Here is an 18,674-nt window from a genome sequence, read left to right on the forward strand (position 1 = left end):
TTCACCCCGGCCTCACGGCCTTCGGCTTGCGGTTTGCTACACTTGGCGACAAATACCCGTGGTCGGACTTTCACCGACAAGATGTGCGCCATGCCCGACACACATAAAGAAAAGATCCAAGATTCGTTTGATGAGAATCTTGGATCTTTGTTTTTATTCACGATTGAGAATTTCGAGGAATTCTTCACCAGTAATCGTTTCTTTTTCGTAAAGGTATTTCGCCAGCTCGTGTAATTTCATCATGTTATCCGATAAAATTTGGCAAGCTTCTTTATACGCTTTGTCGATTAAGGCAATGACTTCTTGGTCAATTTGCGCTGATGTTTCTGGTGAGCAAGCAAGAGAAGTGTCGCCTCCTAAGTATTGGTTATTGACTGTTTCTAAAGCAGTCATACCAAAGTGATCAGACATCCCTAAACGAGCGATCATCATACGCGCTGTTTTGGTTGCCATTTCGATGTCGTTACTTGCACCGGATGTAATCGAATGGAAGACGAGATCTTCGGCAGCACGACCACCGCAATAAGTCACAATTCTTGTATACAACTCTTCTTTGCTCAATAAGTTGTTTTCTTGTTCATCCACTTGCATCGTATAACCCAAAGCACCTTTTGTACGCGGGATAATCGTAATTTTATGAACTGGTGCAGCATGAGAACTTTTTGCGGAAACAAGCGCATGGCCGATTTCGTGATAAGAGACAATCATGCGCTCTTTTGGCGAAATGACTTTGTTTTTCTTTTGTTCCCCGGCAATGACGATTTCAATTGCTTCTTCTAAATCGCGTTGTGCCACTTGTTTTCGACCATCACGAACTGCAAGTAGGGCACCTTCGTTGATGATATTGGCCAGGTCAGCCCCAGAAGTACCAGCAGAAGCACGAGCGATCATATTAAAGTCGATATTTGGCGTCATTTTCACGTTTTTTGCATGAAGTTGAAGAATGGCTTCACGACCTTCAAGATCAGGGAGTTCAACCGGAATACGACGGTCAAAACGACCTGGACGAGTTAAGGCAGGGTCTAGGGAATCTGGACGGTTGGTTGCAGCTAAAAGAACAATTCCTTTGGAGCCATCAAATCCATCCATTTCCGCAAGTAATTGGTTGAGTGTTTGTTCACGTTCATCGTTGCCATTGAATCCAGAACCGTCACGTTTTTTACCGATTGTATCAATTTCATCGATAAAGACGATACATGGCGCATGTTTACGCGCTTCTTTAAATAAGTCACGCACCCGTTTAGCACCACGGCCAACGAACATTTCAACGAATTCAGAACCGGCAATAAAGTAGAAAGGTACACCGGCTTCTCCCGCAACGGCACGGGCTAATAAAGTTTTCCCGGTACCTGGAGGACCGACTAACAGAGCCCCTTTTGGCATTTTGGCTCCGATTTCGTTATAGCGACCAGGGTTGTTTAAGAAGCTCACGATTTCTTTGAGGTTTTGTTTTGCTTCATCTTGACCGGCAACATCTTTAAATGTGGTGTGGGTCATTTCCCCTTTATACACTTTGGCATTTGTTTTTTCGTTTTGACCGAAACCACCAAAGCCACCAAATGGGAAACCGCCACCGCTATTTCCATCTTCGTCATCATCTCCATTGTCGTCGCTATTCGGATTGGTAAAGGTAAATCCCCCACCACCCATGGAGTTGTTCATTTTTTTACGGAAATTTCTAAACATCCACCATAAGCCAAACCAAAGTAAGAGATAAGGCGCAAAGGTGATTAAAAAGGAAGTCAAGAAACTGTTTTGACGAACAGGAACTTCAGTGAATTCTACGCCACCGGCAATTAAACGATCGACTAAGTTAGGATCTTCAACGCGTTGCGTGACATAGACTTTGTGATCATCTGCATCGGTTGTAAAGGAGATTGTATCGCCTTCAATTGTTACTTTTTCGACTTCATGTTGTTCAACTTGTTGTAAAAAGTCGGAATAAGAAGTCGATGAATTTCTAGAGTTGTTCATCATGGATGGAATAAACATCAAGGCAAACAGGATGATGATTCCAAACGTTAAGATGAGGTATTTGAGATTTTTGTTTTTCGGTTTTTGATTCATGTTGTACCTCTTATGTGAATGAGTCAATTATATCGAATTTTAGCACTCAAGCAAACGATGTGCTAATTTACCTCGATTTCACACGAAGCAAAGACAATTAGGGTTAAAATTGTTAATTTGCGCACACTCGTTAGACAAAGAACAAACTAGTCGAATTTATGGCGTCGTTTTGTGGACAGAACCATCATATCCTTCATTTTCTGTTCGTCGGATTGTTCGAGCGCTTGCGTGAACTCATCTAGCGTATCTCGAAATTGGCGAATCTCATCCAATAAAATATCTTTGTTTAATAAAAACAATTCGCACCACATGTCTTCGTTGATGGAGGCAATGCGGGTTAAATCTCTAAAAGAGTCCCCGGTATATTCCACTAGGTGTTCATTTTCATGCGTGTCCATCAAAGTGACGGCGATGACGTGAGTTAACTGGGATAAAAAGCCGATCATTTTATCGTGTTCTTCGGGAGTTAAAACGGAAATGTTTTTGCATCCTAAATCTTTAGCTAAAGAACTGACTTTAACAATGGTAGAGGCAGAATTGCGATCATCAGGAATCAAAATGAAGTTTGCTTGATCAAAAATAGCCGGGTTTGCATATTCGATTCCTTTGGATTCACGACCACACATGGGGTGAATGGACATGAGTTCACAATCTTTACGCAAGATGTTTTGGACAGGTTCCATCACCGCACGTTTTACCCCAGAGATTTCTAAAATCAAGGTGTGTGGTGCAAAGTGGTTTTGGTTCTTTTCAATCCATTCTTTTAATAACGTAGGATAAATACAGAAAATAAGCAGTTCGCAATCAGCTAAGCCGTGGGAAAAATCCGCAAATCCTTCATCGATCCACTCTTTTTCTTTGGCTCGTTTTAAAGAATGGCCATTTAAATCAAATCCATAAACACGATAACCGAGTTGTTTTAAGCGCCCAGCAAAAGAACCGCCCATGACGCCCATGCCGATAATTCCAACAGTTTTCATGTTTATACCTCCTTGAGTTCAACACCTAGAGATTTTAGATCTGCAAAGAACGTTGGATAGCTTTTATTGACCGCTTGCGCATTTTGAATGAGACAAGGCTGATGGGCACAAAGCGCAAAGACAGCCATCGCCATAACAATGCGATGATCGTTATGACTATCGATCGTGACGACATGATCAGAAGAATAAGTGTCTTTTCCAATGATGGTGATCGAATCTTCATCACTTGTGATCTCAACACCCCACTTGCGCAATTCGTCTTCCATCGCTTTGACGCGATCACTTTCTTTATAACGCAGTCTTGCGGTATGGATCAAACGGTTTTTACCTGGAATAAATGCGGCAAGTGTACAAAGAATAGGGCCTAAATCAGGGCAATCGGCTAAATCAAACGTAAAGTTGATTTTTTGATCAGGGCTTACGACGAGTTTGTCTTCTTGCCAGTTCAATAAACCGCCAGCTTGTTGGACAAAATCACAAATTACGCGATCGCCTTGTAAAGAATCTTGTTTCAGCCCCGTTAAAGTGAGCTCTTGTTTCAACATCCCTAGCACTAAAAAGAAGGCGGCTTGTGACCAATCGGATTCGACTTGAACGTAGCGACTTTGATATTCCTGATTAGGGGCAATGTGGTAATGATGATCGTTGGTTTCTTCAACGGTAATGCCAAATTGGCGCATCATATCTACCGTTAATCCGACATAAGAGCGCGATTGATAATCCCCAACAACATCTAAATCAATGCCATTGACTAAAGGGGCCATCAATAACATGCCGGAAATGAATTGGCTTGAAATATGACCTTCTAAAGCGTAAGCGCCACTTGTTAAAGGACCTTGGAAAGTCAACTGTTGTTGATTTTGTTCAAAGCGTAATCCTTGATCATGGAATAATTTTTCATACACCCCTAATGGTCTAGCTAAAAGACTTTCTTGGCCTTTGAAGGTAACTCGTTCTTGGCCGCTTGCGGCAATGGGGATAAAAAAGCGCAATGTCGATCCGGATTCATAGGCATCTAAAGTGACGGGAGCAGTTAAAGTTTGCGGCTTGCATCCTTGTACAGAAACAAGGGAAGTCTTTGGGTCAATATTTATTTTTGCGCCAAGATTTTCTAAACAAGAAATGGTCGCTTGAATATCTTTGGAATTTCCTAAATGTTCAATGGTCGAATTGCCTTGGGCGAGTCCGGAGCAGATTAAGGCCCGGTGGCTTAACGATTTAGAGGCAGGAATGTGAAGTGTTCCCGCAATCGGGGAAGGTTGTAATAAAACGTTCATCAATAAATCCTTCCTTTCTAGTTTCAATGAAAGAACGTAAAACATGAATTATGCTTCAAAAGAAGTCGTCGCTTGATGACTCATCCATAAATCCAATAAGCCAAAAGCGCTCAAAGCATCGACAACAGCTCGAGCTCGGTGGATAATGGCCGGATCATGACGGCCTTTAATTTCTAAAATGACATCTTCTTTGGTTTGATAGTTGACGCTATGTTGTGGTTGATAAATCGATGGCGTTGGTTTGATACACGTTTGGAAAACAATCGGCATACCATTGCTGATGCCCCCATTAATCCCGCCATTACGATTGGTTTGAGTTTGAATGACTCCATCTTGGATGATGATTGGATCGTTGGCTTGGGAGCCATAAAGATGGGCAAAGCCAAAGCCTTCACCAAAACTAATCCCTTTAACAGCGGGAATAGAAAACATGAGATGGCTTAATGTACTTTCGATCGAATCGAAAAACGGTTCACCAATTCCCGCCGGAAAGCCAGTAATGACGGTTTGTAAAATACCGCCAACGCTATCGAGATTAGCACTCGCTTGTTGGATTTCTTCTTTCATTTTTTCTTCGGCTTGCTCATTGAGAACAGGGAATTCTTTTTGGTTTAAGATATCCATTTGTTGAGTTAAACAAGCAGAATCGAAATCAAAATCATCATCGACAATGCCATGTAAAGATTGAATATGGGTTGCAAGGCGAACGCCTTTTGCTTCTAAGATTTGGCGACAAATGGCGCCGGCAGCCACGATAGGCGCGGTTAAACGGCCGGAAAAGTGACCGCCACCACGATAGTCTTGATAGCCACTATATTTTTCAAATGCGGCAAGATCAGCATGCCCAGGACGTAAACGATATTTTAATTGGGCATAGTCTTGCGAACGCGTATTGGTATTGGCAATGAGAATGGTTAAAGGCGTTCCCGTCGTTTTACCTTCAAAAAAGCCAGAGACAAATTGGACTTGATCGGCTTCTTGTCGTCTTGTCGAAAGTTTGCCTTTTGCCTTACGTTTTTCCATTTCCCAATTGAGTTTGTCTAAATCAATTTCAAAGCCAGCAGGCAGGCCATCGAGCACGGCTCCGATGGCTTCGCCATGGCTTTCTCCAAAAAGAGTAATGGAGATATGGTTACCGAATGTGTTTTTCATAAACATTTTCCTTTAATAATGTATCGATTTGTTCAGGGCTTAGCGTTTGGAAATAGAAGTGTCCAGGTTTGTCGACAAAGACACAATCAATTCCCGTTTCATTGCCTTTTTTATCATTGCGAATGAGCGCACTCGCTTTGGCAATGTCAAAGTGATCGATTTGTGGGACTTCTAAGCGATCCAATATCGCTAAAACGCGATGACGCAAACTTGGATCGGTTAAAAAATATAACATGCCGATGGCAACGCATTCGCCATGCAAATAATCATGATTTTCAAAGCTTCCTTCAATGCCGTGGCCAATGGTATGACCGAAGTTTAAAGATTTTCTTAAATTCGATTCTTTTTCATCTTGTTCAACGACGATGCGTTTTAAATCGATGGAACGAGCGATGATTTTCACAAAATCGAGCTGTTCTTGTTCGAAATCAGCTACTAAATTTTCATCAAACAAAAGCCCCATCTTTAACGCTTCGACTAAACCGGCATGAATTTGGCGAGGATCGAGTGTTTCTAAAACATTCGGGTCGATCAAGACGGTTTTGGGTTGCCAAAAAGCGCCAACGATATTTTTGATCGGGCCTAAATCGATCGCCGTTTTTCCGCCAACGGAAGAATCAACTTGGGCTAGGACAGTGGTCGGCAGGTTGATAAAATCGATTCCGCGCATATACGTTGCGGCCGCAAAACCGGCCATATCCCCTGTGACACCACCACCCAGGGCAATGACTTGGCTTTTGCGATTTAATTCGGCTTGGCTCATCGCCATTAAAAGTTGTTGATAAGTGGTGATATTTTTCGATCCTTCGCCTTGTTCAAAACAAAAACAAGAAGCATTGGCGAATTGTTGTAAAACGAGATCCACCCATTTTTGTGGGATTCCCGAATCATAGACGAGAATCGTTTTCTTTTGTGTATCGAGTTTGTCTGCTAAATGACTCAGACAATCTTTTTCAATCCAAACTGGATAAGATGATCCAGGTAAAGAGACAGTGAGTTTCATATTGAATTCAAAAAAGCCAATGGTTAGGCAGTTGCTCCTCTCTTATCTTTCTATTCTCCCTAATCAAAATCAGAATAGAACTCGGCTTTTCTTAAACTGCCAAAGATTTATTTATTTTAACGAATTATGGCCAGGGATATGTAAAAGATCCTCTTTTCCCGTCGATTTATCTTCTGAATGAATATAATTTTCAGAAAATGTTTGAAAATAAGTCAAAAATTGAGAAGAATAAGTCAAATCTTACAAGAGTCAGACTGTATATCTTTAGCGACTCTTTATGCGATGGTAAGATATCGAAAGGTGATAATGTGAAACAATTGGAAGAAGTAAGACAAGAAATTGATGAAATCGATGCCCAATTAGCAAAGTTGTTTGAAAAACGGATGCAAGCGGCCAATGAAGTTGCCCAATATAAAATGGAAAATGACATGCCCGTTTTTGATCCCGTTCGTGAAAAAGTCGTCATTCAAAAAAGCAAAGAGCAAATTCATGATGAATCACTCAAAGAAGATTATGGCGCATGGATTCAAAAGTTAATGGATATCTCCAAAAAGCGCCAACGCCAAATGATGAGTGCCAATACGGTTGCGTATTGTGGCATTGAAGGAGCGTTTGCCCATTCAGTGACAAAACGACTCTTTCCTGATGCCGATCAAAAAGCTTGTAAAAGTTTTGATGAAGTCTTTGAAGCGGTTTGTGCCAATGAGGCAGCATATGGCGTTTTGCCTTTAGAAAATTCGAATTCCGGATTGGTGGGAGAAGTCATGGATGGCTTGTTGAACTATCCGATCTATATTCACCAAGTCGTAGATGAACGTATTGAACAGTGTTTATTAGGCACAAAAGAGGCAACCCTGAGTGATATCAAATGGGTCTATTCCAAAGACCAAGCGTTATGGCAATCCAAAGATTTTTTAGATCGTTTGCATGTTGAAACAATCGCTTATCCTAATACCGCTTTAGCAGCGCAATATGTTGCGCAACAAAACGATAAAACGAAAGCAGCAATTGGATCGAAAGAAAATGCTTCATTATATGGTCTCAATATATTAGCGGAAAATATCGAACTAGATTCTTCCAATACAACCCGTTTCTTAGTCATTTCGACAAAAGAAAATGAACAACTCGGGGATTATTGTTCCTTATTAATTAGTGTGAATAATACCGTCGGGTCTCTTGCCAAAGCGATTAATGTCATTTCCGCTTTTGGTCTAGATATGGATTGCTTACAATCGCGTCCTCGTAAAGGCCATCCATTTGAATATTTTTTCTATATCCAAGCCGATGGAAAAACAAATCGGGAAAATTTAGAGGCTTGTTTACAAGCGTTGCGCCCAGTTTGTTTAATCAATAAATGGTTGGGCAGCTATGCCATTCAAAGAAAGGAAGATTGAATATGAGTTTTGTTAAAGATAGTGTAAATCGCACGCCAATCGTCGATACAGTATTTACGATCGTCGAAAAAGCCAACGAAGCAAAAGCAAAATATGGTGACGATGCCGTCATTGATGGTGTCATTGGTTCTTTATATTCAGAAGAAGGAAAACTCACCGCTTTAAATACGGTTTACGATACCCTAAAATCTCTCGATAACCGTCACTTGGCCAAATATGCGGTGAGCTTTACGGGAAACCCGGACTTCCAAAAAGATGCGATCGATTGGGTATTAGATGGCAATTCGAATCTATATAAAGAAGTGATTGCGACACCAGGGGGAACAGGAGCTGTCGGCATGACGATTGAAAACTGCTTAGAAGCAGGACAAACGCTCATTATTCCCGAAATTGCCTGGGGCTCTTATGCTTTAATGGCGCAAATGAACAACTTAAATGTGGCGACTTATTCTTTATTTGAAGGCGATCATTTCAACGTTGAAGATTTAAAAGCAACTTGTAAAGAAGTGATGGCGAAACAAGATCGTCTTGTTTTGATTATCAATGACCCTTGCCATAACCCAACAGGTTATTCCATGACTGATGAAGAGTGGAAAGAAGTAATCGCATTTTTAAACGAATGCTCCAAAACGCATTCTGTTGTTTTGATTAACGATATTGCCTACATCGACTACTCCTATCGTGGCTTTGAAGCCAAAAAATACTTCAAAAACTTTGATGAAATTAGCGAAAATGTCGCAATTGTCGTTGCGTTCTCCATTTCTAAATCGATGACGGCTTATGGTTTACGTTGTGGAGCGGCCATTCTTTTAGGAAAAACAGAAGCTGTCGTGAATGAATTGAAAATCGTGTTTGAAAAATCAGCACGCGCAACATGGTCAAATATCAACAATGGAGCAATGGAAACATTCTCGGTGATCATGAAAGAGAAACGCCAAGAATATCTCGATGAAAAAGAACAATATGTTCAATTATTAAAAGAACGTTCTTCTCTTTTCATTCAAGAAGCAGATGAAGTGGGATTACCTTACTATCCATATCGCGAAGGCTTCTTCGTGACTTTACCGATGGATAATCAACTTCGTGATGCATATCATGCAGCTTTGATGGACAACAAAATCTTTACTGTAAAAGTCAATAAAGGAATTCGTGTTGCGATTTGTTCGATGCCAATTCGTAAAGTAAAAGGATTGGCTTCTCGTATGAAAGAAATTCTTGATCAAGTACAAGCTTAAAAAATTATGATCCAATCCGTCTTCATCTTGTTAGGTAGCACTAGCGATGAAGACTTTTTTTATGTTAAGGAAGAAGGGATCACAAGATTTGAATGGGATTTAGGAAATTTGTGAAAAGAAATATGAAAAGCATAAAGAGATGAATTTGCGTTGATGACTTTGAAGAAAAAGAGCGTGAATAAAAAAATCCCGACCGATTGGTCGGGATCAATTGTCAAGTACGGGACTCCCTTATAACTTTTTTTGATTTCCTTGTCAAATTAAACACTTTTAAATGTGTGAATTAATATTGGAAATGTATGGATTTCATGCTAAAATGACACGGAACATAGTATATGTTAAAAAGTGTGCAAAAAAACAAGGCGAAATAGAGAATCTATTTAAGTTCAATATATACAGGTGGCTAAAGAATTATGGAAAGACAAGCAGGAATTTTATTACCTCTGTTTTCTGTCCCTGGAAACCAAGGGATCGGTGATTTAGGACAGAAAACGTTGATGATGATCGATGAATTGACGCGTGCCGGAATTAAAATCTGGTCAATGCTTCCGATTACAGCAGTACAAGAAGACAACTCCCCCTATAGTATGGCTTCTTCTTTTGCGGGTGATCCAATTTATATTAATATTGACCGTTTAGCGGAAATGGATTTGTTGACGCAAAGTAGTGTCATCAACTGCAACAAGTTTAAAAATGTTGTGGACTATGAAACGGTTCGTAAATTCAAAGAACCTTATTTCCAAAGAGCGTTTAAAGCATTCCGTAAAAACTATAAACGATGGAAACCAGAGTTTGAACAATTCAAACGTGAAGCATGGTGGCTCAACAACTGGACCGCTTATGAATTGTTCCGCCAACTCAATGATGGCAAAGGCTGGACACAATGGCCAGAAGAGTACCAAACTTGGCCAGAAGCACAAGGGGTCAACCTTCGTGACTATGTAGAACAAATTTTCTACATTCAGTTTTTACAATTTATTTTCTATCGTCAGCTCGACCAAGTGAGCTCTTATGCGCGTGAAAAAGGCTTGATCTTAATGCAAGATGTGCCATTTTTCGTAAGCTTAGATAATGCGGAAGTATGGAGTCGCAAACGTGAGTACATGGTGCAGCCAGATGGACGTGTCGTTCAACTTGCTGGTTGTCCACCTGATCCATATCACGAAAAAGGACAATGTTGGGAAAAACCAATGTATAACTTTGAAGTGATTAAGGATGACGAATATCGTTCTTTCCGTTCTCGTTTTAAATGGACAGCACGAAACTTCGATGCGATTCGCGTGATCCACTTCAAAGGATTTGACTTCGTATGGAAAGTTCCAGAAAACCGTAACCCACAATATGGACAATGGGCATCAGGACCAGGCCGTGATTTATTAGAAAAAATCGTAGCCGATATTCCCAATACGATGTTAACAGCGGAAGATCAAGGAGAACTTCGTCCAACGCTTAGAGCAATCGAAGACGAATACGGTATTCCAGTGATGGATGTTTTACAGTACCGTATGGAAACAAAACTGTTGAAACATAAATGTACAGAAAATTCCGTAGTCTATACTTCGTTCTATGACACGCCAACATTAGAGCAAGACTATGCCAACTTTACGAATAACCGTAAAATCGCATTACGTCGCTTCTTTAAGAAAAGAGGCTACTTACACCGTCCATTCCACGATTTAGTTTGTCATTATGCGATCGATTCCGATGCGGTAATCGCGATGTTGCCAATGCAAGATGTGATCGGATTAAAAGATTTCGGACGCATCAATGATCCAGAAAATCCACATGGGGATAACTGGACTTGGAAGCTGAAAGACTTTAAAGTGTTCCCGGCAGAACTCGATAAAATCCATGAATGGCTCAAAGATGCCGGTCGTCTAGGCGATGGTGGACCAAGAAAACAAGTCGCTGAAGTCGAAGATAACGACAGTGACGATGAAGAATAAACATTTAGATTAAAACTAAGCAAAAGGAGATCCAAAGCGGATCTCCTTTTTTTTAAGATATCCATGAAAAATAAGGGGAAACAATATAGATCGAGAAGGTAGTGTCACTTAAGAATTGATTGAGAATTACGGATGTTCATGGATTTCTTCATTCATTACAATCTGGCTGGCAAGTCAAAATCTTGACCTCAACATGGTAGATGGAGTAAGGAGAAAACTTGACATTTATTGCAGTTAGACTATACTAACAAAAGATTAGCTTAGACTAACTCCAAAGTCAAGAAATGAATTCGAGAAAATTCTATCTTATTTTTTTTGAACATCGAATTAGTGTTTGCTAACTACATCAATAAAAAAAGGAAAGGACAGAAACAAATATGATGATGAATAAACGACTGATTGGCACGGTTTGTGAAAGCAAGAAATATATAGCGGCCAATGTCATTTTACAGTGGTGCTCATTGTTGGCCAATATCGCGATGATGATGAGCATTAGCCGCTTATTAGCAAGTGTCTATTTGAACACAGTAGATTCAACAATGCTTTGGCAAACAGGATTGGTGATGATTGTCGCATTGTTGGTTCGCTATATTTGTGCAACGTTCGCTAGTCGAATGGCCTATCTCTCTTCAAAAACAGTGAAAAAGACATTGCGAGAACGCATTTATCAAAAACTGTTAAAACTGGGGGCTTCATATTCAGAACAAGTTCAAACGAGTGAAGTTGTGCAAGTGGCAGTTGAAGGGGTTGAACAGTTAGAAACATACTTCGGCTCTTATTTACCGCAATTTTTCTATGCGATGCTTGCCCCATTGACATTGTTTATTGTCTTGAGCTTCATCAACTTTGTTTCTGCATTTGCGCTATTTATTTGTGTTCCTTTAATTCCGATTGCGATTGCTGGGGTCCAAACGTTTGCAAAAAAGCTATTAGCCAAATATTGGGGACAGTATGTCGCTTTAGGGGATACGTTTTTGGAAAATCTGCAAGGATTGACGACATTAAAAATTTATCAAGCAGATGGATATCAAAATGAAAAGATGAATCAAGAAGCTGAAGAATTCCGCAAGATCACAATGAAAGTGCTGACGATGCAACTGAACTCCATCACGATTATGGACTTGGTGGCATATGGCGGTGCCGCGTTAGGCATTATTTTGGCGATCACTCAATATGCAGGTGGACATGTGTCTTTGTTTGGCTGCTTGTTGATTATCTTGTTATCGGCGGATTTCTTTTTGCCGATGCGTTTATTGGGGTCTTTCTTCCATATTGCGATGAATGGTATGGCAGCAAGCGATAAAATTTTCCGCTTGTTAGATTTGCCAGAAAATCCAACTCAAGAAGCACAAGTTCCTCAAGATTGTTCAATCCAGTGCTCCAATTTACATTTTTCCTATACGCCAGATCGTGAAATTCTCCATGGTATCGATCTATCTTTTACGCAAGGTAGTTTTACGGCGATCGTTGGGGAAAGTGGATGTGGAAAATCGACTATTGCTGGGATTTTAACGGGTCAAAATCGAAACTATAGCGGTTCTGTCACAATCGGTGGACTAGAACTCGCGAAAATTCAAGAAGAAAGCTTGATGCGCAATGTGACTTATATTGGGCGCAATAGTTACTTATTCAAAGGAACAGTGCGCGACAACTTATTGATGGCCAACCCTCAAGCAACAGAGGATGAGTTATGGGGTGTGCTTAAACAAGTCAATATCGAACAATTTTTGAAAAGTGAACAAGGCTTAGATACGCCTTTATTCGAAAAAGCATCAAACCTTTCAGGTGGTCAATGTCAGCGTTTAGCGCTTGCGCGAGCCTTGTTGCATGACAGTCCAATTTACATTTTTGATGAAGCAACGTCCAACATTGATGTGGAAAGTGAAGATGAAATTATGGCGCAAATTCATGCGATCGCGAAAACGAAAACGGTCATTTTGATCTCCCATCGCCTTGTCAATGTCGTTCAAGCCGACAACATCTATGTCATTGACCAGGGCGATATTGTCGAACAAGGAACACATCAAAAATTATTAGAAACGCAAGGCCACTACAAGAAATTGTGGGATGCGCAACAAAGTCTAGAACAATTTGGAAAGGATGACCAAGATCAATGAAAAAGAGAAGCAATATTCAAATGATGGTCCGTCTGATTGGGTTAGTTAAACCGTTGACGGGCTATATGATCCTGGCCATCACGCTTGGCTTATTGGGTCATTTATGTGCGACCTTCATTACTGTTTTAGGTGGCTATGCCGTTATGAATGTGTGGGGTTATGCTGCTTTGAATGTGCTCGGTCATTCGGTTTGGATGAGCTTGCAGACGACTTTCATTGTCATTGTTGTGATTGCGATACTGCGTGGCTTTCTTCGTTATGGCGAACAAGCTTGTAACCATTTCATCGCCTTTAAATTGTTGGCCCTGATTCGTCACCACGTATTTGTGGCCTTACGTAAATTATGTCCCGCAAAACTGGATGGAAAAGATAAAGGGAATCTGATTTCAGTGATTACTTCCGATATTGAATTATTAGAAGTGTTTTATGCCCATACCATTTCGCCAGCCGCAATCGCCTTATTATTTAGTGCGATCATGAGCGTGTTTATTGGCTCATTCCATTGGAGTTTAGGGCTGATCGCATTGGCTGCTTATTGCACAGTGGGCGTTGTGATTCCGGTGATCATTTCTAAAATGAATGGCGATTTAGGAACACGATTCCGTCAACAGTCGGGAGAACTGAGCAGTTTTGTTTTAGATAGTTTGCGTGGTCTTTTAGAAACGATCCAGTATGGAACAGGCCAAGCAAGACTAGAAGAAATGAATGCGAAAACCGATCAGCTTTTGGTCCAAGAAGAAAAGATGAAACGACTGACCGGACGCAATACAGCTATGACCAATACTGTTATTTTAGCGTTTGATTTGGTGATGTTATGGGCATCGACTTTACTTTCTATGAACGGTGTCATTGGTTTTGATGGCGTTTTGATTTCTGTGATCGCCTTGATGAGCTCATTCGGTCCTGTTGTTGCTTTAGCTAATTTGGGAAGCACTTTACAAAATACGTTTGCGGCCGGAAATCGAGTACTCGATATTTTGGATGAAACACCAGTCGTTTTTGAAATTAGTGGCCAACCAGAAATTACATTTGAAAATGCCAAAGTGGATCATGTGACATTCTCTTATGGTCAAGAAACGATTCTTTCTGATATTTCGATTGATGTGCCAAAGCATTCTGTGATTGGTATATCGGGCAGAAGTGGTAGTGGTAAATCAACACTATTAAAACTGTTGATGCGCTTTTGGTCGGCTCAACAAGGTCAAATTCAAATTTCGAATACGGATATTGATGCGATCAATACCGAAAATTTACGAAACATGGAAAGTTTTGTCACACAAGAAACGCACCTGTTTCATGACACGATTGCGAATAATTTACGAATCGCCAAATTGGATGCAACCCAAGAAGAAATCGAAGCAGCTTGTCAAAAAGCCTCCGTTCATGATTTCATTATGAGTTTGCCAAACGGTTATGACACCCAAGTTGGAGAACTGGGCGATACGCTTTCTGGTGGCGAACAACAAAGATTAGGCTTAGCCAGGGCATTTTTGCATGATGCTCCATTGATGTTATTAGATGAACCGACAAGTAATTTAGATAGCTTAAATGAAGCGGTGATTTTGAAATCGTTACAAGAAGAGCGAGATGGAAAAACTGTGATTCTTGTTTCCCATCGCCAATCTACAATGCGAATTGCCGATAAAGTCTATTCAGTAGAACATGGAAGAATGAGCTAATGCCAACAATCGAACAAAAAAGACAAAGAGAACAAGTGATCGTTTCGCAAATGATCGCCTTGTACTGCAAAAGAAAACATCATCATCGAGATGGTTTGTGTCCAGAATGCCAGGCGTTAGATACATATGCCAAAATGCGCAGCGAGCGTTGTCCATTTATGGAATCCAAAACGTTTTGTTCCAATTGTAAAGTGCATTGTTATAAACCAGAAATGAGAGAAAAAATCAAAGAGGTGATGCGTTTTTCAGGACCGGGGATGATCTTCTATCATCCTCTTATGGCGATTCGCCATGTGATCGAAAGCAGACGTGAAAAAAGAAAAATGGGAGAAAAAACATGAACATTCGAAAAATGATCTATTTAATTGTCGGCTGCATCAGCTTAGCGCTTGGCGCACTGGGTGCCATCATGCCCTTGCTTCCGGCTTTTCCATTTTTACTTTTGGCAACGTGTTGCTTTGCGAAAAGTTCAGATCGACTCCATCAGTGGTTTACTCAAACAAAGCTGTATCAAAATAATTTAGAAAGCTATGTCCAAGGAAAAGGCATGAGCTGGAAAACTAAAATTCGCGTGATGGTGATCGTTACGTTATTGATGGCGGTTGGTTTTGTGATGATGAGCCGTGTTCCAATTGGCCGAATCGTTTTAGCAGGAGTCTGGCTATTCCATATGATCTACTTTGTTTTCGGAATCAAAACGCTTAAAGAGGGGACTCAAGAACCACTTTATGCATGGAGTAGAAAACTAGTAATTGAAGGTATGCAGTGTGAACATTGTGCTAAGCGTTTGGAAACAGCATTCCATCAAAATGGTCAGATCAAAGCCGAAGTGAATTTCAAAAATAAAATGGCAACCATCTATGCCCAAGACAGGATCAAAGATGAAGTGATCCTGCAAATCGTGCAACAAGCTGGTTTTGTTGGCCAAATGTCATAACTCAAATTAAAACTAGATCAAAATGGTCCCTTTTTGAAGACACTCGAAAGTCAATCAACGAGTGTTTGCATCAAGGGACTTTTAATATAAGGGATCATTAAAGTAGGACCGGATTCGTTGTGTATCTATAAATCATCACAAAAATTACAACGAATATTTGTGTGTTGAGCACACTTTTTACAACGAAAACGGGGTATACGTCACTTTGTGGATTTTTTCTAATCTCTTAAAGATTACCTTTTGAAATGTTCGAAAAGATGAAGGTTTAAATGCAAAAAAGCTCTGAAGAAATTGACTTCAGAGCGATATACATCACTAAATTAGATCACCACAATCGCGTCTTCGCTAGCGAGTTTCGGTTGTTCTAAAGTTGGAATATGGATATTAAGTGCTTCTTTTAAAACATCTTCAACAGTATTGACGGGTACGATATTTAAAGCATCTTTGACTTCTTGGCTCACTTCAACTAAGTCTTTTTCGTTTTGGGCAGGGATGAGTACTTTTGTGATACCCGCCCGCATGGCACCATAGAGTTTTTCTTTTAATCCGCCAATCGGTAAGACTTGGCCACTTAAGGAAATTTCACCGGTCATCGCAATGTGCGAATCGACTGGTTTTTGAAGGACTAAAGAAGCAAGGGCAGTAAAGATCGTAATGCCCGCACTTGGCCCATCTTTTGGCGTTGCGCCATAAGGGAAGTGGATATGAATATCTCGTTTAGAAAATTCTAAAGTATCTAAAGGCAAGCGGGATTTTAAAACGGAATACGAAATCTTAGCCGATTCTTTCATCACATCGCCCAGATGTCCCGTTAAAATCATTTGTCCACTACCGGGCATAGCGGCAGTTTCGATAAAGAGAACTTCACCCCCAACGGAAGTCCAGGCAAGACCTGTGACCATACCACAAGGATTAGACTCTTGTACTTTTTCATGACGCACTTGGTTCGGTCCTAAAATATCAAAGACATCTTCAGATCGAATGGTGATCGGTCCATGATTTTGTTCGATCAAATCAACCGCTTTTGCCCGAGCGATACTCGCAATTTGTTTTTTCAAACCGCGACAACCTGCTTCCATCGTATAGTTGGAAATAATCGTTTCAATTGCTTCCTCTTCAAAGATCAAATCACTTGGCGCAATGCCATGATCTTCTAAAACTTCGGGGATCAAATAATCTTTGGCGATCACAAATTTTTCGCTTGGCGTATAACTATCTAAAGAAATGACTTCCATACGATCTAATAAAGGAGCAGGAATATTGTCTAAAGAGTTTGCCGTCGCTATAAAGAGTACATCACTTAAATCAAATGGTAAATCCAAATATTGATCCGTAAATGTATCATTTTGTTCAGGATCTAATACTTCTAACATGGCTGCAGCCGGATCTCCAGAATAACCTCCGGCCATCATCTTATCGATTTCATCTAAAATCATGACTGGATTGGAAGCACCGGCTTGTTTCATCGCTTTTAAAATTCGGCCACTCATCGCCCCGACATACGTTCTACGATGACCACGAATCGCCGATTCATCCCGAATACCACCTAAAGAAAGGCGCGTATAAGGACGATGTAAAGCTTTAGCAATCGATTTTCCTAAGGACGTTTTACCAGTTCCGGGTGGGCCGACTAAAAGAATGGCACTGCCTTTCATCGAATTGCGCAGTTGCATCACGGCGAGGTGTTGCAAAATCCGTTCTTTCACTTTATCCATGCCGGCATGATGTGAGTCTAAAATCTTTCTGGCTTCTTTTAAATCAGGATGGAAGGCCTCTTCTTTTTTCCACGGAAGGGCAAGCGCAAAATCTAAGTATGTTCTTAACACTTCTGCTTCTTGGGCTTGTTCATTCATCTTTTCTAAACGTCTAGCATCTTCAAGAAGCGCTTTTTGGTTCGTTTCACGAAGAGGCAAAGCTTGAATTCTAGACACATAATCATTTTGATTGTCTTCTTCGCCCTCTTCATCTCCCAATTGTTCTTTTAGTTTTTGAATTTGACGCTCAATTGCTTGGCGACGATAGAAGTCAGTCGCCTCACTCATCATTTTGGCATTGAGTTCCAATTTTAAAGCAACTTCTTCTTTTTGCCGCAACAAGTAATCAATAAAACGAGTCACTTGTTGTTTTTTCGAATCGATCGTTAACATCTCATACGTTTCTGTCGTCGATAAATTCATATATTGCGTTAAAAACACAATCATCTGATTTAAAGACTCATATTCACGAACTCGATTGGCAATATGCCGACCACCTTGAAATGCCTTGGCAATATCATCCACGATTTGTTGGATATACAGTTGCATATCCGCCTTAGCTTGTTCACTTAAATCCTCAATGATTGGATCCTCATAATAAGCACAAGTCTTTGCTTCTGGATCGAATTGCACAATGCGCACTCGCACTTTGGCATAAGCTTTGACAAGCGGTTCATCCTGTTCGTCGTTGTTCACTTTTGTAGCACTGCATAAAACACCATACGCATTCAATTGACCATCATCACAATGTAAGTATTCATCCTTACCACTAAAGGCAACAAAGTCATTCTCATATAACAATTGAGCGACTTCTGGGCGAAGATTCTTTAAATGGAGAGTGGTCTGTGGCAAAAGTAATAAATTAGAAGAAACTTTAATAAAAGGAGCAGTGTGTTTATTGTTGTCCATAAAATCATCCTCACTTTCTATCAAACAATTTTGATTTTTTGTTTTAAACATAAAAGGCTAGCTATACAGAAAGCATGCCGGAATAAAAAAGTATTCTCAAGAAGAAAAGTAATGAGAAATATTAAACGAGTGATGAGATCGAAGAAAGAAAACTGAGAGTTGTGCATAAAAGATAGAGATTCACAAAGAAAAGGATGCAACTTAAGCATAGTCCAAGATCAATA

At 40.4% G+C, this 18,674-nt stretch carries 13 protein-coding genes; 7 read left to right on the forward strand and 6 right to left on the reverse strand.

Translation table 11 applies throughout. The features are described from left to right. Nucleotides 1–153: 153 nt before the first annotated feature. From ftsH to ALLST_RS0100025, 5 genes are all read right to left on the reverse strand, one after another. A complete protein-coding gene (gene ftsH / locus ALLST_RS0100005; RefSeq protein WP_019891903.1) occupies nt 154–2,067 on the reverse strand; it encodes an ATP-dependent zinc metalloprotease FtsH in 1,914 nt (637 codons plus the stop codon). Between the two features lie 146 nt (nt 2,068–2,213). Further along, nucleotides 2,214–3,047, reverse strand: a complete 834-nt coding sequence (locus ALLST_RS0100010) for a prephenate dehydrogenase (protein WP_019891904.1) — start codon at nt 3,045–3,047, stop codon at nt 2,214–2,216. Nucleotides 3,048–3,049: 2 nt separating this feature from the next. Beyond that, nucleotides 3,050–4,324 (reverse strand): 3-phosphoshikimate 1-carboxyvinyltransferase, encoded by a 1,275-nt coding sequence (aroA, locus tag ALLST_RS0100015; protein ID WP_019891905.1) that lies wholly within the window; start codon nt 4,322–4,324, stop codon nt 3,050–3,052. 48 nt (nt 4,325–4,372) lie between these two features. After that, nucleotides 4,373–5,476: a chorismate synthase gene (gene aroC / locus ALLST_RS0100020; RefSeq protein ID WP_019891906.1), complete on the reverse strand. Its 1,104-nt coding sequence runs from the start codon at nt 5,474–5,476 to the stop codon at nt 4,373–4,375. After that, nucleotides 5,457–6,479, reverse strand: coding sequence for a 3-dehydroquinate synthase (locus ALLST_RS0100025; protein ID WP_019891907.1), 1,023 nt, complete (start codon nt 6,477–6,479; stop codon nt 5,457–5,459). Before ALLST_RS0100025 ends, aroC begins: the two co-directional genes overlap by 20 nt. A gap of 308 nt (nt 6,480–6,787) precedes the next feature. Here ALLST_RS0100025 and ALLST_RS0100030 point away from each other — a divergent pair, with 308 nt between their 5' ends. From ALLST_RS0100030 to ALLST_RS11500, 7 genes are all read left to right on the forward strand, one after another. Continuing rightward, entirely contained in the window at nt 6,788–7,873 is a 1,086-nt protein-coding gene (locus ALLST_RS0100030; RefSeq protein WP_019891908.1) for a chorismate mutase, read from the forward strand. A 2-nt stretch (nt 7,874–7,875) separates the two neighbouring features. Continuing rightward, nucleotides 7,876–9,108: a pyridoxal phosphate-dependent aminotransferase gene (locus tag ALLST_RS0100035; RefSeq protein WP_019891909.1), complete on the forward strand. Its 1,233-nt coding sequence runs from the start codon at nt 7,876–7,878 to the stop codon at nt 9,106–9,108. 413 nt (nt 9,109–9,521) lie between these two features. After that, complete coding sequence (malQ, locus tag ALLST_RS0100045) at nt 9,522–11,054, forward strand: 4-alpha-glucanotransferase (protein WP_019891910.1); 1,533 nt, start codon at nt 9,522–9,524, stop codon at nt 11,052–11,054. Between the two features lie 377 nt (nt 11,055–11,431). After that, complete coding sequence (locus ALLST_RS0100050) at nt 11,432–13,171, forward strand: ATP-binding cassette domain-containing protein (protein ID WP_019891911.1); 1,740 nt, start codon at nt 11,432–11,434, stop codon at nt 13,169–13,171. After that, nucleotides 13,168–14,850: a thiol reductant ABC exporter subunit CydC gene (gene cydC / locus ALLST_RS0100055; protein WP_019891912.1), complete on the forward strand. Its 1,683-nt coding sequence runs from the start codon at nt 13,168–13,170 to the stop codon at nt 14,848–14,850. The genes ALLST_RS0100050 and cydC overlap by 4 nt, the downstream gene beginning before the upstream one ends. Beyond that, nucleotides 14,850–15,191 carry a nitrous oxide-stimulated promoter family protein gene (locus ALLST_RS0100060; protein WP_019891913.1) on the forward strand — a complete coding sequence of 114 codons (342 nt, stop codon included), beginning with the start codon at nt 14,850–14,852 and terminating at the stop codon, nt 15,189–15,191. Before cydC ends, ALLST_RS0100060 begins: the two co-directional genes overlap by 1 nt. Continuing rightward, nucleotides 15,188–15,787, forward strand: coding sequence for a DUF454 family protein (locus ALLST_RS11500; protein WP_019891915.1), 600 nt, complete (start codon nt 15,188–15,190; stop codon nt 15,785–15,787). Before ALLST_RS0100060 ends, ALLST_RS11500 begins: the two co-directional genes overlap by 4 nt. A gap of 320 nt (nt 15,788–16,107) precedes the next feature. Here ALLST_RS11500 and lon read toward each other — a convergent pair whose 3' ends face one another. Next, nucleotides 16,108–18,450, reverse strand: coding sequence for an endopeptidase La (gene lon / locus ALLST_RS09555; RefSeq protein WP_019891916.1), 2,343 nt, complete (start codon nt 18,448–18,450; stop codon nt 16,108–16,110). Between the last annotated feature and the right edge of the window lie 224 nt (nt 18,451–18,674).

Source organism: Allobaculum stercoricanis DSM 13633 (genome assembly GCF_000384195.1).
GTDB classification, from domain to species: domain Bacteria; phylum Bacillota_I; class Bacilli_A; order Erysipelotrichales; family Erysipelotrichaceae; genus Allobaculum; species Allobaculum stercoricanis.

Bases quoted from the DNA above. Each gene is read 5' to 3' on its own strand.
- ftsH (WP_019891903.1), bottom strand. From the start codon at position 2,067: ATGAATCAAAAACCGAAAAACAAAAATCTCAAATACCTCATCTTAACG.
- ALLST_RS0100010 (WP_019891904.1), bottom strand. From the start codon at position 3,047: ATGAAAACTGTTGGAATTATCGGCATGGGCGTCATGGGCGGTTCTTTT.
- aroA (WP_019891905.1), bottom strand. From the start codon at position 4,324: ATGAACGTTTTATTACAACCTTCCCCGATTGCGGGAACACTTCACATT.
- aroC (WP_019891906.1), bottom strand. From the start codon at position 5,476: ATGAAAAACACATTCGGTAACCATATCTCCATTACTCTTTTTGGAGAA.
- ALLST_RS0100025 (WP_019891907.1), bottom strand. From the start codon at position 6,479: ATGAAACTCACTGTCTCTTTACCTGGATCATCTTATCCAGTTTGGATT.
- ALLST_RS0100035 (WP_019891909.1), top strand. From the start codon at position 7,876: ATGAGTTTTGTTAAAGATAGTGTAAATCGCACGCCAATCGTCGATACA.
- malQ (WP_019891910.1), top strand. From the start codon at position 9,522: ATGGAAAGACAAGCAGGAATTTTATTACCTCTGTTTTCTGTCCCTGGA.
- ALLST_RS0100050 (WP_019891911.1), top strand. From the start codon at position 11,432: ATGATGATGAATAAACGACTGATTGGCACGGTTTGTGAAAGCAAGAAA.
- cydC (WP_019891912.1), top strand. From the start codon at position 13,168: ATGAAAAAGAGAAGCAATATTCAAATGATGGTCCGTCTGATTGGGTTA.
- ALLST_RS0100060 (WP_019891913.1), top strand. From the start codon at position 14,850: ATGCCAACAATCGAACAAAAAAGACAAAGAGAACAAGTGATCGTTTCG.
- ALLST_RS11500 (WP_019891915.1), top strand. From the start codon at position 15,188: ATGAACATTCGAAAAATGATCTATTTAATTGTCGGCTGCATCAGCTTA.
- lon (WP_019891916.1), bottom strand. From the start codon at position 18,450: ATGGACAACAATAAACACACTGCTCCTTTTATTAAAGTTTCTTCTAAT.